Annotated in this window: 12 protein-coding genes; 5 read left to right on the top strand and 7 right to left on the bottom strand. The window is 62.0% G+C overall.

The annotated features are described in order from the left end of the window. Positions 1-93 precede the first annotated feature (93 nt). The gene (locus AD659_RS13790) at positions 94-1,104 is read left to right on the top strand and encodes a response regulator (RefSeq protein WP_053122070.1); all 1,011 of its coding nucleotides are present in this window, start codon (positions 94-96) and stop codon (positions 1,102-1,104) included. A 3-nt stretch (positions 1,105-1,107) separates the two neighbouring features. Continuing rightward, a complete protein-coding gene (locus AD659_RS13785; protein WP_053122068.1) occupies positions 1,108-2,061 on the top strand; it encodes a GGDEF domain-containing protein in 954 nt (317 codons plus the stop codon). A gap of 247 nt (positions 2,062-2,308) precedes the next feature. Here the strand turns inward: AD659_RS13785 and treA are convergent, their stop codons facing one another. Further along, entirely contained in the window at positions 2,309-3,937 is a 1,629-nt protein-coding gene (treA, locus tag AD659_RS13780) for an alpha,alpha-trehalase TreA (protein WP_053122067.1), read from the bottom strand. Between the two features lie 302 nt (positions 3,938-4,239). On the opposite strand from treA, the gene AD659_RS13775 reads away from it, so the two are divergent. From AD659_RS13775 to AD659_RS13765, 3 genes are all read left to right on the top strand, one after another. After that, complete coding sequence (locus tag AD659_RS13775) at positions 4,240-5,250, top strand: zinc-binding alcohol dehydrogenase family protein (RefSeq protein WP_053122065.1); 1,011 nt, start codon at positions 4,240-4,242, stop codon at positions 5,248-5,250. Positions 5,251-5,267: 17 nt separating this feature from the next. Beyond that, complete coding sequence (locus AD659_RS13770) at positions 5,268-6,794, top strand: UxaA family hydrolase (protein ID WP_053122063.1); 1,527 nt, start codon at positions 5,268-5,270, stop codon at positions 6,792-6,794. Between the two features lie 90 nt (positions 6,795-6,884). Beyond that, the gene (locus AD659_RS13765; protein ID WP_053122061.1) at positions 6,885-7,637 is read left to right on the top strand and encodes a FadR/GntR family transcriptional regulator; all 753 of its coding nucleotides are present in this window, start codon (positions 6,885-6,887) and stop codon (positions 7,635-7,637) included. A gap of 156 nt (positions 7,638-7,793) precedes the next feature. On the opposite strand, the gene uxuA is transcribed toward AD659_RS13765, so the two are convergent. The 6 genes from uxuA to AD659_RS13735 all read right to left on the bottom strand — a co-directional run bounded on the left by uxuA (position 7,794) and on the right by AD659_RS13735 (position 15,149). Further along, complete coding sequence (gene uxuA, locus AD659_RS13760) at positions 7,794-8,981, bottom strand: mannonate dehydratase (protein ID WP_053122059.1); 1,188 nt, start codon at positions 8,979-8,981, stop codon at positions 7,794-7,796. Between the two features lie 16 nt (positions 8,982-8,997). Next, complete coding sequence (locus AD659_RS13755) at positions 8,998-10,455, bottom strand: mannitol dehydrogenase family protein (protein ID WP_053122056.1); 1,458 nt, start codon at positions 10,453-10,455, stop codon at positions 8,998-9,000. Positions 10,456-10,472: 17 nt separating this feature from the next. Continuing rightward, complete coding sequence (locus AD659_RS13750) at positions 10,473-11,765, bottom strand: MFS transporter (RefSeq protein ID WP_053122054.1); 1,293 nt, start codon at positions 11,763-11,765, stop codon at positions 10,473-10,475. Positions 11,766-11,843: 78 nt separating this feature from the next. Further along, a complete protein-coding gene (locus tag AD659_RS13745; protein WP_053122052.1) occupies positions 11,844-12,875 on the bottom strand; it encodes a Zn-dependent oxidoreductase in 1,032 nt (343 codons plus the stop codon). A gap of 56 nt (positions 12,876-12,931) precedes the next feature. Then, positions 12,932-14,143 (bottom strand): D-mannonate dehydratase ManD, encoded by a 1,212-nt coding sequence (gene manD, locus AD659_RS13740; RefSeq protein ID WP_053122050.1) that lies wholly within the window; start codon positions 14,141-14,143, stop codon positions 12,932-12,934. A 4-nt stretch (positions 14,144-14,147) separates the two neighbouring features. After that, entirely contained in the window at positions 14,148-15,149 is a 1,002-nt protein-coding gene (locus tag AD659_RS13735) for a sugar kinase (protein ID WP_053122509.1), read from the bottom strand. Positions 15,150-15,230 lie beyond the last annotated feature (81 nt).

Genomic DNA, 15,230 nt, shown 5'->3' with positions numbered 1-15,230 from the left:
CCACGCTTGATAAACCCGATTCGTTAATCCAAAGGGTCTTTGCAAGCCTATGAATGACGTACGCAGCACCTCCTCTCCTGCCATTGAAATTCGATGGATGTCCTTGTGTCGTTGATCCCCCTGGTGGTGTGTGACGACTCCAACATGGCGCGCAAGCAGGTGTTGCGCGCGCTGCCGAAAGACTGGCCGGTTGCGGTCACCGAAGCGGTCAACGGGCGCCAGGCCATGGACGCCATACGCCAGGGCCTCGGCCAGGTGGTGCTGCTCGACCTGACCATGCCGGAGATGGATGGCTACCAGGTGTTGAGCGCCTTGCGCGCCGAAGGATTGAAGGCGCAGGTCATCGTGATCTCCGGTGACGTACAGGATGAAGCGGTACGTCGCGTGCATGAGCTGGGTGCGCTGGCGTTCCTGAAAAAACCCTTCGATGAAAACGACCTGCGCCAGACGCTTGCCGGGCTGGGACTGCTGGCCCAACCCGGCCAGGCGCCCGTGCCGACTCGTTTGGCGACGAACACGGCCATCGGTTTTCACGATGCGTTCCGTGAGACGGTCAACGTCGCCATCGGCCGGGCGGCGGCGCTGATCGCCAAGGTATTGGGGGTCTTTGTGCAGTTGCCGGTGCCGAACGTGAACCTCCTCGAGGTCGGGGAATTGCACATGGCGTTGAACGATGTCGGCAGTTCCCAGCAGCTCACGGCCATCTGCCAAGGCTTTATCGGCAGCGGCATCGCTGGCGAAGCCCTGCTGATCTTCCACGACTCGGAGATCGCCGACATTGCGCACTTGATGCAACGCCAGAGCGCCGAGTATTCGGACCTGGAAATGCTGCTGGACCTTTCCAGCGTCTTGATCGGCGCTTGCCTGAGCAGCATCGCCGAGCAGATCGACGTGGTGTTTTCCCAGGGTCACCCGCAGATTCTCGGCCAGCACGCGGCCATCGAGGAGCTGATCCGGGCCAACAGCAAGCACTGGAAAAAGACCTTGGCGGTGGAAATCAGCTACAGCCTGGAAGGGCACGATATTCGTTTCGACCTGTTGCTGTTGTTCACCGAGGACTCCATCGAACGGTTGACCCACAAACTCGCCTACCTGATGAACTGAGCCATGAGCGAATCCATCGATCTGAACGAATTTCACTGGTTGCTGGCCATCGTTCAGAGCATCGACGTCGGGGTCGTCGTGCTCGACCGTGAGTACCGCGTGCAAGTCTGGAACACCTTCATGGAGAACCGCTCCGGGGTGCAGCCCAAGGACGCGCACAACCAGCATTTCTTCAGCCTGTTTCCCGAAATCGATCGGCCCTGGTTCAGCCGCAAGGTGGAAAGCGTCGCGACCCTGGGCACGCCGGCGTTCACAGTCTGGGAACAGCGCCCCTACCTGATGCGGTTCAAAAGCTACCAACCGATCACCGGCCAGGAAGCGTTCATGTACCAGAACACCACCCTGCTGCCGCTGCGCTCACCGGACAATACGATCAAGCACATCTGCCTGGTGATCTATGACGTCACCGACGTCGCCACCAACCGGCATCAACTCCAGGCCGCCAACGCGCAGTTGCAACAACTCTCCAGCACCGATCGATTGACGGGGCTGTACAACCGCGGCCATTGGGAAGGCAGCCTGAAAGCCGCCTACGCCCGGCACCAGCGCTATGGCAATGCCTTGAGCCTGGTGATGCTCGACATCGACCACTTCAAGCGGGTCAACGACACCTATGGCCACCAGGCTGGCGACAAAGTCATCGAGCACGTCGCCAGGCTGCTGCGCGAGCATGTGCGTGAGTCCGATGTGGCTGGGCGTTATGGCGGTGAAGAGTTTGGCGTGGTGCTCTCAGACACCGACAAGGCCGGCGCACAGATTTTCTCCGAGCGTCTGCGCATGGCTGTCGAAGCGCTGGAAGTGGAGTTCAACGACCAGACTATCCGCTTCACTGTCAGCCTGGGCGTGGCCGACCTGAGCCAGCCCGCGAACGACCATGCCGAGCTGATCGCCAGGGCCGACCAGGCACTGTATGCATCGAAGAAGACCGGGCGCAATCGGGTGACGGTGCATGAGTAGCGAGCCTACAACGGCTCAGTGTCCGATCAAACCAAGTCCATCCAACACCGCCCCCTGTGGCGAGGGAGCTTGCTCCCGCTGGGTTGCGAAGCAACCCCAAATCAGCCACACCGTTTCGCCAGGCACTCCGCGGACACCGTTTCTGCGACTGCTGCGCAGCCGAGCGGGAGCAAGCTCCCTCGCCACAAGTGCGTCTCGATTCGGGTGAAGGTGAGATTTGTGCCTCCCACAGGAGTCTGCGTGGCATTCACTTGCCTACTAGGTTTGGGGAAGTCGCGCCATATTTGCCCAGCAGCTTGAGCGTCACCCCGTTGGTCCAGCCGAAGCCGTCCTGCAGTTCATATTCGCCACCTCCGCCGCCGTCGCCGCGTCCAGACAGGTCATATTTCTCCACCAGCTTGTTTTCCTTGCCATAGAGGTTCTCCACCTGCTGCAGGAAGCGACTGCCGATCTGTTGCGCCAGCGCGGTATGCCGGTAGCGGTCCAACCCTTCCACCGCGACCCATTGCAGCGGTGCCCAGCCATTGGGCTCGTCCCATTGCTGGCCATTGCTGACCTGGGTGGTGGCGATGCCCCCGGGGCGCAACAGACCATTGCGTACCGCATCGGCCGTGCGATTGGCATGCTCTGCGGAGGCCAGGCCCGTGTACAGCGGGAAAAGCGCAGCGGCCGTGAGTGGCTGGCGTTGCTGGTTGCGTTGCCAGTCGTAGTCCACGTAGTAGCCTTTGTCAGCATTCCACAAGTGCTGCTCGATCGCCCGCTGACGCTGTTCGGCGCGCCGGCCGTAAGCCTGGACGCAGGGGGCGTTCTGCACCGTCTCGCAGGCTTTGGCGATGGTCTGTTCCAGATGATAGATCAGGCTATTGAGGTCCACGGGCACGATGGCCGTGGTGCGAATGCTCGCCAGGTTCTGGCGGTCGTCCAGCCAGCGAGAGCTGAAGTCCCAGCCGCTTTCGGCACCGGCGCGCAGGTCACGCCAGACCTCTTCCTTGGGTCGCTGCGGTGCCTGCTCGGCGGTGCTTATGTCTTGCAGCCAGGACTCCTGCCGAGGCGTCGGGCTGGCGTCCCAATAGCGATTGAGCACACTGCCGTCGGCGAGTTTGACCACGTGCCGGGCGGCCGCACCGGGCTCGAGTGCCTGGGCACCCTCCATCCAATAGGCATATTCCTTCTGCAATTGCGGCAAGTAGCGCCCATAGGCCTGGTCGCCTTCGATATGCGCCTGCAATTCCACCATGTAGGCAAAGAACGGCGGCTGCGACCGGCTCAGGTAGTAGGTGCGATTGCCGTTGGGAATGTGGCCGTAGGTGTCGATCATGTAGGCGAAGTTATCGGTCATCTGGCGGACCTGGTCCCTATCGCCGCTTTGCTCAAGCCCCAGCATGGTGAAATACGAATCCCAGTAGTACATCTCGCGAAAGCGTCCGCCGGGCACCACATAGGGCTGCGGCAACGGCAACAAGCTGCTGTAGGCCGGCACCTGGCTATAGGATCGGCTCAGCACCGGCCAGAGGCTGTCGATGTGTTCCCTGATCGGAGCACCCGGCTTGGGCGCCGGGCTTTCGGCTTCGCCGGACTCGATGAAGTTGTCCTTCACGAAGGCCTTGATATCGAAGCCCTCGCGGTCACGTTGGGCCAGGTAATCGGCACGGATCTGCGCCGGATCCCGGTTGGGCAATGCGTCCACGAAATGCTTCTGGTCGGTGAACACCTGCTCCCGCTGCACCGCTTCAAAGAGCTCCGGGTAGGTCTGGTCGGGTGGGAGATTGGCCCGTCCTTGAGCATCTGCATAGCTCCAGGTTGCAGGCGGTTGGCTTGAACAGGCCACGCACAGCAGCGCGGCAAAGGAGAGGCTGGTGAGGTTGATAGGTCGCATCAGAGGGTCCGTCCTGTTTTCGTTTCTGACAAACGAGGGACATGACAGGACGGGGCTGGGTTCAGTAAATGATGCAGCGCCGGGCGACGCTTAAATCGCATATTGGTCAGTCCAATTGGTTTTTTTATAAATTGGTCTTGCCAATATTTTTTTCGACCTGTAGTTTCGGACCAAGGTCTTCGGTGCAGATCACCGCTCGCCTACAACAAAAAAGAGAGCCTCGGTCCCGGCAGCCGCGCGCTCACAACCCTCCTCCCGCCTGCAGGCTCCCATTGTCTGCACGCCAGCCAAGGAGCATCGACATGCTGACGGTCATCTGTAACGAACCCGGCTCGCTCACCGCCATCGAACGTGAAAAACCGCTCAAGAAACCGGGCGAGATCCTCGTCCGCGTCAAGCGCGTTGGGGTCTGTGGCACCGACTTGCACATTTTCACCGGCAATCAACCGTACCTCGAATACCCACGGGTCATGGGCCACGAGTTCTCCGGGGTCGTGGAAGGCACTGACGTCGCCAGCGACCTGGCGGTGGGTGACGTCGTTTATGTGATGCCGTACCTGTCCTGCGGGACCTGTATCGCTTGCCGCCAGGGCAAGACCAACTGCTGCACCCGCATTCAAGTGCTAGGGGTTCATTGCGATGGGGCGTTCACTGAGTACCTGAGCGTTCCCCACGAATTCGTGCACAAGGCGGTGGGTGTTTCCCTGGATCAGGCGGCCATGATCGAGTTCCTGTCCATCGGCGCTCACGCCGTGCGGCGCTCAAACGTTCAGGCGGATAAACGTGCGCTGGTGGTCGGCACTGGTCCAATCGGTATGGCGGCGGCAATCTTCGCCAGCCTGCGCGGTGCGCAGGTCACCGTCCTGGATACCCGTGAGGATCGCCTGGCGTTCTGTAAGCAACACTTGGATATCCACGCCGCCGTGCACATCGGCGAAGGCGACAAGCAGACCCTGGCTGAACTGACCGGGGGGGATTTTTTCGACGTGGTGTTCGATGCCACCGGCAACGCACGGGCCATGGAGCGCGGATTTGAGTTCATCGCCCACGGCGGCACCTATGTGATGATCTCGGTGGTTCGAGACTCCATCACCTTCTCCGACCCTGAATTCCACAAACGTGAAGCCACGCTGATGGGCAGCCGCAACGCCACCCAGGAAGACTTCCGGCACGTCGAGCAATGCCTGCGCGACGGTTTGATTCCAGATGCGGCCCTGAACACCCACCGATTGACGCTGGACGATGTGCCCCAATCGTTCGCCACCTTGCTCGACCCCAAGCAAGGTGTCGTCAAAGCAATCATCGAGTGCTAGGAATCGGAGAAAGCCCCATGAACCCGCCTTCTTCTTTGCTTGTTTTGACCCCTGGTGATGATGTCGCAGTGGCCCGAGGCGATATCGCCGAAGGTCAGCCGGTGAACGCCGACGGCCTTATCCTGATCGCGCGGCAGGCGGTTCCGTCCGGCCACAAGCTTGCCCTGCGCAGGGTGCTGGCCGGCCAGCGGGTGCTCAAGTATGGGCAAACCATCGGCCAGGCGACCCAGGTCATCGAGCCCGGCGATCACGTCCACGTGCACAACCTGGACATGCCCGCCACCACTGCCGAACACAGGGTACGGAACGTTTATGTCCCCACCTCGTTGAGCAATGCCCCCGCGACCTTCGAAGGTTACGTCCGCGAGGATGGACGCGTCGGCACACGCAATTACATCGGGGTCATTTCCAGCGTCAACTGCTCGGCAACCGTCTGCAAGCACATCGCCAACGCCTTCTCATCCGAGCGTTTGAAAGACTTCCCCAACGTCGACGGCGTCGTTGCGATCACCCATGGCAGCGGCTGTGGCATGGGTGCCCAGGGAGAAGGCATCGACCTTCTCAAGCGAACCCTGCGCGGCTACGCCGATCACGCCAATTTCGCCGGTGTGCTGTTGATCGGCCTGGGGTGCGAGGTCAACCAACTCACGCCGTTGATGAATGAACTGGGGGAGCGCCCTGCAACGCTCAAGGCCAGCCTGATCATCCAGGACGAAGGCGGTACTCGCGACGCCGTGCGACGTGGCATCGCCCATATTGAAGCGATGCTGCCCATCATCAACCAATGCCAACGGACGACCGTTGCCGCGCGCCACTTATGCGTCGGTTTGCAATGCGGCGGCTCAGATGGTTACTCAGGCATTACGGCCAATCCGGCACTCGGCGCCGCCGTGGACTTGCTGGTGCAGCATGGCGGCACCGCGATTCTCTCGGAAACCCCGGAGATCTATGGCGCCGAACACTTGCTGACAGCCCGCGCCGCGTCTGCTGAAATCGCGGACAAACTGATGGCGCGGATCCATTGGTGGGAAGCCTACGTGCACCACAACGATGGCGACATGAACAACAACCCTTCGCCGGGCAACAAGGCCGGGGGCATCACCACCATTCTGGAAAAATCCCTGGGCGCCGTGGCGAAAGCCGGTGCGACCGGGCTGATGGGTGTTTACCAATACGCTGAAACGGTCGATATCCGAGGCCTTGTGTTCATGGACACGCCCGGCTACGACCCGGTGTCCGCTACCGGCCAGGTGGCGGGAGGCGCGAATCTCATCTGCTTCACCACGGGTCGCGGCTCGACCTACGGGTGCAAACCCACGCCATCCTTGAAGATCGCCACCAACACCGGCCTGTTCCAGCGCATGGAACTGGATATGGACTTCAACGCCGGCGGCATTGTCGATGGCCTGGAGTCAGTGGCGCAAGCGGGTGAGCGGTTGTTCCGGCTGATGCTGGAGACCGCGTCCGGACACCGCACCTGCAGCGAGGAAAACGGCTTGGGCGATAACGAGTTCCTGCCTTGGCAGATCGGCGCGGTAATGTGATTGAGGGAGTCATTCATCCCTTTCCCACATAAATGAACACCATCAAGCGCCTATGGTAGCCTTTGCCGACTCTCCGATGGACGCCAACTCATGGTCTCACCGATCAACGCCGCCGAGCGAAAGCCGTACCAGAAAATCGCCGATCAATTGCGCAACTACATCGCCCAGGGGGATTTCAAAGCAGGCTCCAGGCTTCCCCCCGAGCGTGATCTGACCCAACTGTTGGGGGTTTCCAGGCCGTCGTTGCGCGAGGCGCTGATTGCCTTGGAAATAGACGGCGACATCGAGATCAAGATGGGCTCCGGCGTGTACGTGCGAGCCAAGCCCAAGGACGGAAAAAACCCGAGCATGACCTTGGGCGAGAGCCCTTCGGAACTGATGCAGGCGCGCGCCTTGATCGAAGGTGAGTCGGTGATCCTGGCGTGTTTGCACGGCAAGAAAAGCGACTACCGCTATCTGCAGGACTGCATCGATGCCATGCGCGCGAGCATTGCCAACGGCCTGCCTCCGCTGGAGGACGACCGTCTATTCCATCAGCGCCTGGCCAAGATGAGCGGTAACTCCGCCCTGGTCCGGATCATCACCGCCCTCTTTGATGAAAGACACAACCCGATTTCGGCTCACCTGAGCAAACACTCGGAGAATGCCCTGACGTGGGAAGCGGCGGTCGTCGAGCATGAGGCAATCCTGCACGCCGTAGCCAACAAGGATGTGCTCGGCGCCCAGACCTCGATGCGCCAGCATCTGAGCCGTTCGGAGAACCGCTGGTTGAAAGCCCTCGAACCGGAAGATTCCGCCGACCAGCCCCCGCCCAGTGGCGCTTGTATGGATCACCCAAATTAAATCGGATGAACACCAACCCTGTGGCGAGGGAGCTTGCTCCCGCTGGGTTGCGCAGCGACCCCAAACCGGTTGAATGCGATCTGGCTGATACACCGAGGCGCCTGATTTGAGGGCTGCTGCGCAGCCCAGCGGGAGCAAGCTCCCTCGCCACAGGGATTAGTGCGCTACTTGACTCAGTTGTTGGCGCACCGCCAGTTCCACGCCGCGAATTTCCGCCAGGCCCTTGAGGCGGCCGATCAGTGAGTAGCCGGGATTGCTTTTGCGGTGCTGGTCGTCCAGCAATTGATGCCCATGGTCGGGCCGCAGTGGCAAGCGCGGGCCGCCTTCGCGTTCACGTCGGCGCTCTTCGGCCACCAAGGCACTGATGACTCCGACCATGTCGACGTCGCCGTCCAGGTGATGGGCTTCATGGAAACTGCGTGGGTCGGTTTCCCGGCGGGTTGAACGCAGGTGGGTGAAGTAGATGAACGGCGCAAAGTGCTTGGCCATCGCCACCAGGTCGTTGTCTTCGCGCACGCCATAGGAACCGGTGCAGAATGTCAGGCCATTGGCCGGACTGGGCGCGGCGTCCAGCAGCCATTGGGCGTCTTCGGCGGTGGACAGGATGCGGGGCAAACCGAGCAGTGCCCGGGGCGGGTCGTCCGGGTGGATCGCCATGCGCACACCGACCTCCTCCGCGACGGGGATCACTGCCCGCAGAAAATAGCCCAGGTGTTCACGCAACTTGGCTTCGTCGATGTCGGCGTAGGTCCGCAGCAAGTCTCGGAAGTTGTCCAGGCTGTAATGTTCCTCGGCGCCGGGCAAACCGGCGATCAGGGTGTTGACCAGGGTTTCGCGCCGGGCCGGCGTCAGTTGTTCGAAGTAGGCCTTGGCCTGCTGGATATCCTCGGCGCTGTATTCGGCCTGCGCCCCCGGACGCTGGAGGATGAACAGGTCGAAGGCGGCAAACGCGGTTTGATCGAAGCGCAAGGCCCAGCCGCCATCCGCCAGTTCAAAGGACAAATCGGTTCGGGTCCAGTCCAGCACCGGCATGAAGTTGTAGCAGACGATATCGATGCCGCAGCTTGCCAGGTTGCGCACGCTCTGCTGGTAGTTGGCGATGTACTCGTCGCGCCGCCCGCAGCCGCGCTTGATGTCTTCGTGCACCGGAATGCTTTCCACCACCGACCAGCTCAGGCCGGCCGCTTCGATCATCTGTTTGCGCGCCGCGATGGCGTCCACCGGCCAGACTTGGCCATTGGGAATTTCGTGCAGCGCGGTGACGATGCCGGTCGCACCGGTCTGGCGAACGTCCGCCAGGGAAATCGGGTCTTTGGGGCCAAACCAACGCCATGTCTGTTCCATGTGTTTCTCCTTGTTATCAGTTGGGTACGGCAAGGGGGGGCAACAGGCTGTCCACGCCATCGCGGACCAAGGCGCGATAGGCGTGGTGCACGGCGTCGCGAAATGCTGCGCGAGCCGCCAGCTGCGGCGGGAAGACTTCATCCAGGTCGAGGAACGCATTCACCCGCGATGCGCCCTCGAAACGTCCGGCAAGATCGGCAAAGGTGGCGCTCAGCGGGTCGTCAATCGTGTGCGCCGGGCGACCGGGCAACGGCTGCGTGCAGTAGTGAATCCATGCCGCGATGCCCAGGGCGATGCAGTCGATGCCGCGCCCCTGGTCAAGCAATTGCTGCGCGCCGAGCAACCAGCGTTGCGGCAGTTTCTGTGAGCCGTCCATGGCGATCTGGCGCAAGCGATGTTGCAGGCTGTCGTTGGCAAAGCGCGCCCGCAGATCCTGGGCATACGCCGCAAGATCGATGCCGGCCGGCATGTCCAGGGTCGGTGCGGCTTCCTCGGCCATGTAGCGCTCGATGAGGCGCGCCAGCCTCCCATCGCTGACGGCGTCGAAGACCGACTCATGGCCGGCCAGCAGGCCCACGTAGGCCAGCAATGAATGGCTGCCATTGAGCATGCGCAATTTCATGGTTTCAAACGGGCGCACGTCCTCGACCATCTGCACCCCTTCGACTTCCCAGTCCGGACGACCAAGGGGAAAGTGGTCCTCGACCACCCACTGGCTGAAGCTTTCACAGACCACTGCCGCGCGATCGTGACAGTCGAGTTGCTGCGCCAGCCGGCGGAAGGACTCGTCGTCCATGGCCGGCACGATGCGGTCGACCATGCAGCTGGGAAACGCCACCTGTTGCTCGACCCACTGCGCCAGCGCCTCATCCTGCAACGCCGCCAACGCGCTGACCGCCTGGCGGGTGCGCTGGCCGTTGTCGGGCATGTTGTCGCAGCACAACACGGTGAAGGCCGGGATACCCGCGGCGCGGCGGCGGCGCAGCGCTTCGAGGACAATGCCGGGCGCCGAGCGTGGCGTGTGTGGATGGGCGATGTCATGGGCAATCGTCGGATCTTCGCGGCGCAACTGCCCGGAAGAAGGGCTCAGGCAGTAGCCTTTTTCGGTGACGGTCAGCGTGACGATCCGCGTCTGCGGCGCGGCCATGCGCTGTAGCAACTGCTCCAATTCCTGACCGCCCTCGCCCACGTACAAGGCCTGGCGCAACACCCCGATCTCGCGCAGCGTCACCTGCTCGCGGTCGCGGTACTCGGCCACATGATAGCGGCCGTCCTGCTCGCGCAACTGCTCGACCACGGTGCGGTTGGAGCGCAGGTTGGCACTGCACACGCCCCAATCGCTGTTGCCATGGCGATTGAGATGGCGTTGCAGGTAGACCGCCTGGTGCGCGCGATGAAACGCGCCCAGGCCCAAGTGCACGATACCGATCTGCGCTGCAGTGCCGGTGCAAGGTTCACGTTTCACAACAGGCATCGACTCACTCCTTCTGTTCAGGAACGGCCCAGGGCCGAAGCGGGTTGCGGGCTTTGTGCCGCCGCGTGGCCGGTATCCGCCACCGACAGCGGTTTAACGTAGCGCGCCACACACACGGCACCGATCACGGTCAACAACCCCGCCAGCAGGAATGCACTGGTGAACGAACCGGTGAACTGCACCAGGAAGCCCGTCAGGGTCGGACCGACAATGCCCGAGGTGTTCGCCAGAAAGTGCATGAAACCACTGACGCCGCCCACCCGCGCCGCCGGGACGGTGTCCTGGATGATCGCCCAGTAGATGGCACCGGTGAGGTAGAGGAAGAACACCGCCAAGGCGACCAGAATCACCGCCGGATACAAGGTACTGACCATCCCGGCACAGGCGATGCAAACGGCGCAAGCCAGCAGGCAGGTCACCAGCACCACTTTGCGGGAGAACATCATTTTTCCGGTTTTCTTGAACACGAAGTCGGAGATGAAGCCGCCCAGGGCCAGGCCGAGGAAACCCAACACCCAAGGAATGACCGTGGCGATGCTCATGTCCTTGACGTTCAGGCCGTGGGCCATGGTCAGGTAGCTGGGGAACCAGGTCAGGAAGAAGAACAAGGTGTAGTTATAGGAAAAGAAGGCCAGGGAGGTGAACAGCACCGTCGGCTGCTTGAGGTAGAACCGCAGCGGGAACACCGGTTGTGCCGCCAGCTCGCCCTGCCCCTCGGCCCGCAGAATCTCCTCGGCGCCCTCGCCTTCAGGCTTCTCCTTGACGAACTTGTACCAGACCGCCGCCCAGATCAGGCCGACCAACATGATGATAATGAACGACACCTTCCAGCCGTAGGTGACGGCGATGAAGCCCACCACCGGACCGGAAATCGCCCCGCCCAGCGGCGTGCCGGACATCGACGTGCCGATCGCCCGCGCCCTGCGCTTGGGGGTGTACCAGTTGTTCACCATCTTGCTGGTTGTGACGCTCAGCGGCCCTTCGCCCATGCCGAACAGGATCCGGATGAGCACCAGCGACGCGAAGCCCACCGTCAGCACCGTAAGGCCACTGAACAACGACCACAAGACCATGGCCAGGAGCAACGTGGTCTTGGCGCCGTAACGGTCGGCGGCCCAGCCGCCGATGAAGTTGAAGGCGGCATAACCGACGAAAAAACTGCTGAAGATCATGCCCATCTCACCCGTGCTCAGACCGTAGTCTTTCTGGATGAAAGGCGCCGCCACAGACAATGCCGACCGATCGAGGTAATTGATGACCCCGGCCAGGAACAGCATGATGATGATTAAGCTACGTCCTTGACCAAACATGGTGGAACCTCCCGCTTGTTGTGTTTATTCGGTGAGGGTGCCCATGACAGGCACGATGAAACCGATAGTACCGACGGCTCAGTGATGGGCGTTCGTCAGCTCCACCAGGACTTTTCGGGTTTGCTCGGGGTGTTTTTCGATCAGGTCGATGGCGCCGGGCATTTCGTCGAAGGTGACGCGGTGACTGATCAGGTCCTGGACTTGCAACTTGCCACTGGCGATCAGTTCGATCACCCGCGGGAACTTGCGGTTGTTGAGCCGCGAGCCCACCAGGGTCAGTTCCTTCTTGATCATTTCCAACTGCACCAGATCACTCGGCGTGGCGTTGAAGCCCAGCAACCCGATGCGTCCGGCCGGCGAAGCCAGGCGCACCATTTGCGGCATCAGTGCCGGTATGCAGGCGGCATCGACAATCAACGGCACGCCCTCGCCTTGCGTCAGCTCACGCATCACCGCTTCGACATCGACTTGCTGGCCGTTGAGGGTCCGGCTGGCACCGAGTGCTCGCGCCGTCTCCAGGCGACTGTCGATGACATCGGTGACGGTGATGTCGGTCAACCCCAACGCCTTGGCCATCTGCACCAGGGTCAAGCCGATCACCCCGGCGCCGTAGATCAGCACGCTGTCACCCGGATGAGGCTGCATGCGATCGAGCACGTTCAGGGCAATGGAATAAGGCTCGACCAGGGCGCCGTGGCTGAGGGACATCGAATCGGGCAAGCGGTGGCCGTTCTCGGCCGGTACGCAGACCTGTTCGCTGAAGCCACCGTCGCGGTGTACGCCGATCACTTGCAGCCGCGTGCAGACATTGGGCCGGCCAATACGACAGGGATAACAGGTGCCGCAACTGATCACCGGATCGATGCACACCCGGTCACCCACCTGCAGGTGCTCGACACCTTCACCCACTTGCCGGATCACCCCGGAGAATTCATGGCCGGTAACACGGGGGAAACGCACGAATGCGTTCTGCCCATGAATGATGTGCATGTCCGAGCCACAGATGCCGGCATACGCCACATCGACCTGGACCTCGCCATGGGCGACCTCGGGTCGGTCGACCTGGGCCAGCCCGAACTCGAACGGTGCTCTTACCTGGAACGCTTTCATCGGGTCACTCCTGGCGGGACGTTTTCGTCCCGTGTCCTCAAAGGGTTGGAACGGCTTCACCAATGCCAGAGCGTGCCGTCTTCGAGACGGTTGACCGGCAGGCTGGCGCGTTTGTAGGGGTATTGGCGGGCAAGGTCTTCATCGATATCGACACCATGCCCCGGTGTTTCGCCGGGGGTGAAGTGGCCGTCCTCGAAGCGATAGGCATGGGGAAACACTTCATCGATTCGCGCTTCATGAGGCATGTGTTCCTGAATGCCGAAGTTGGGCACCCAGGTATCGAAATGCAGGGCCGCGCCCATGCACACCGGTGACAGATCGGTAGCGCCGTGGAAACCGGTCCGCACCTGGAACAGCGCGGCGAAATCGGCAATGCGCCGCACATGGGTAATACCGCCGGCATGCACCAGCGTCGTGCGGATGTAGTCGATCAACTGCTCCTGGATCAATTCGCGGCAGTCATGGATGGAATTGAACACCTCACCCACGGCCAACGGCGTGGTGGTGTGCTGGCGAATCAGACGGAAGCTCTGCTGGTTTTCCGCCGGCGTGCAGTCTTCCAGCCAGAACAGGTTGTACGGTTCCACGGCCTTGCCCAACCGCCCCGCCTCGATGGGCGTCAGGCGATGGTGCACGTCGTGGAGGATATGCAGGTCGTCACCAAAGCGTTCGCGCACGGCGGCGAACAGCTTGGGCACGTAGTTGAGGTATTTGGCGGTGTCCCACACGTGCTCGGCGGGCAGGTCGCTGTCGGCCGGCTCATAACGTTCGCCGCTGCGCTTGGCGACCCCGTAGGTGGTGGCGATGCCGGGCACGCCGCATTGCACGCGCACGGCTTTGTAGCCCAGTTCGACGTGACGGGCGACTTCGTCCAGGCACCCTTCGATGTCCTTGCCGGTGGCATGCCCGTAGACCATCACCCGCTCGCGACTCTTGCCGCCGAGCAACTGGTACAAGGGCATGTTCGCGGCCTTGGCCTTGATGTCCCACAGCGCCACGTCGACGGCGGCGATAGCGGTCATGGTCACCGGCCCCCGGCGCCAGTACGCGCCGCGATACAGGTACTGCCAGATGTCCTCGATGCGGTGGGCATCGCGGCCGATCAACGCCGGCAGGACGTGCTCTTCCAGGTAAGCGACGACGGCCAGTTCGCGGCCATTCAAGGTGGCATCGCCAATGCCGTAAATGCCCTCGTCGGTGACAATCTTCAAGGTGACCAGGTTGCGGCCGGGGCAGGTGACGATGACGCGCGCTTCAACGATTTTCATAAGGTCAGACCTGTGCAACGGAAGGAAGTGAGGACGCGCCCATGTTCGGCATCGCCGCCTGGGGAATCAGCGCGCCCCGGTACTGTACGACCTGGGCTGCCAAGCGATGGCCCCAGCGGGCGGCCTGTTCCGGATCGCCGCCGCGCAGACGGCAGGCCAGGTAGGCGGCGCTGAACGAATCACCGGCAGCCGTGGTGTCGACGACATGGGAAACGGTTTGCGCGGGCACGTCGAAACGCCCCGTCGGGCATTGGATCAAGCAACTGGCGGCGCCACGCTTGAGAGCGACTTCGCCGACTTCTGCCTGGGCATAGGCACTGAACAAGGCCTCAGGATCGCGATAGCCGAACAGGGCCGCGTCATCTTCCCAGGTGACCAGGGCCAGGTCGGTCAGGTGCAACAGGTCGCGGTAGGCTTGCCGGGCCGTTTCAGAATCGGGCCAAAGATGGGGACGGTAGTTGTTGTCGAAGACGATGCGCGTGCCCGCCCGACGCGCCCGATGCAAGGCCTCGATCAAGCGTTGGCGCCCTGCTGGCGTGAGGATCGCCAGGCTGATGCCACTCAGGTAGGCGTAGTCGTAATCGGCCAGCGCCTCGAGCATGGCGTCGGCCTCGGGACCTTCGAACATGCGCCGCGCCGCCGCTTCCCCGCGCCAGTAGAGGAAACGCCGCTCGCCGTGTGGATCGGTCTGGATGAAATACAGCCCGGGCAGCGCATCTTCGATCACGCGGACGTGGGCATCACCGATCCCCTCGTCCAGCCAGGACCGGCGCATGGCGACGCTGAACGCATCGTTGCCCACTGCCGTCATGTAGTCCACGGCCACTGCGCCACGGGGATTCAATCGGGCCAGGTAGACCGCAGTGTTGAGCGTATCGCCACCGAACGTCTGGATGATCGCGGCACCCGGCTCACCGCGCATCTCGATCATGCATTCACCCACCAGCGCCACTTTCAGCGGGCGGGTGACGCGGGTCTGCGGACCATGGTTGTGCGTTAAATCCATCATTACGCGCCCTTTCTTTATTTTTAAAACGGCGTTTCATTTCTATCTCAAGGCCCGAGTCTAGTCAGATTTCCGCCCCCG

The organism is Pseudomonas thivervalensis (assembly GCF_001269655.1).
Classification (GTDB): domain Bacteria; phylum Pseudomonadota; class Gammaproteobacteria; order Pseudomonadales; family Pseudomonadaceae; genus Aquipseudomonas; species Aquipseudomonas thivervalensis.
This window is presented reverse-complemented; position numbering and strand designations above follow the sequence as displayed.

Excerpts from the sequence above, each read along its gene's own strand:
- AD659_RS13785 (WP_053122068.1), top strand. The coding sequence starts at position 1,108 with ATGAGCGAATCCATCGATCTGAACGAATTTCACTGGTTGCTGGCCATC.
- treA (WP_053122067.1), bottom strand. The coding sequence starts at position 3,937 with ATGCGACCTATCAACCTCACCAGCCTCTCCTTTGCCGCGCTGCTGTGC.
- uxuA (WP_053122059.1), bottom strand. The coding sequence starts at position 8,981 with ATGGAACAGACATGGCGTTGGTTTGGCCCCAAAGACCCGATTTCCCTG.
- AD659_RS13790 (WP_053122070.1), top strand. The coding sequence starts at position 94 with ATGGATGTCCTTGTGTCGTTGATCCCCCTGGTGGTGTGTGACGACTCC.
- AD659_RS13755 (WP_053122056.1), bottom strand. The coding sequence starts at position 10,455 with ATGCCTGTTGTGAAACGTGAACCTTGCACCGGCACTGCAGCGCAGATC.
- AD659_RS13775 (WP_053122065.1), top strand. The coding sequence starts at position 4,240 with ATGCTGACGGTCATCTGTAACGAACCCGGCTCGCTCACCGCCATCGAA.
- AD659_RS13770 (WP_053122063.1), top strand. The coding sequence starts at position 5,268 with ATGAACCCGCCTTCTTCTTTGCTTGTTTTGACCCCTGGTGATGATGTC.
- AD659_RS13735 (WP_053122509.1), bottom strand. The coding sequence starts at position 15,149 with ATGGATTTAACGCACAACCATGGTCCGCAGACCCGCGTCACCCGCCCG.
- manD (WP_053122050.1), bottom strand. The coding sequence starts at position 14,143 with ATGAAAATCGTTGAAGCGCGCGTCATCGTCACCTGCCCCGGCCGCAAC.
- AD659_RS13745 (WP_053122052.1), bottom strand. The coding sequence starts at position 12,875 with ATGAAAGCGTTCCAGGTAAGAGCACCGTTCGAGTTCGGGCTGGCCCAG.
- AD659_RS13765 (WP_053122061.1), top strand. The coding sequence starts at position 6,885 with ATGGTCTCACCGATCAACGCCGCCGAGCGAAAGCCGTACCAGAAAATC.
- AD659_RS13750 (WP_053122054.1), bottom strand. The coding sequence starts at position 11,765 with ATGTTTGGTCAAGGACGTAGCTTAATCATCATCATGCTGTTCCTGGCC.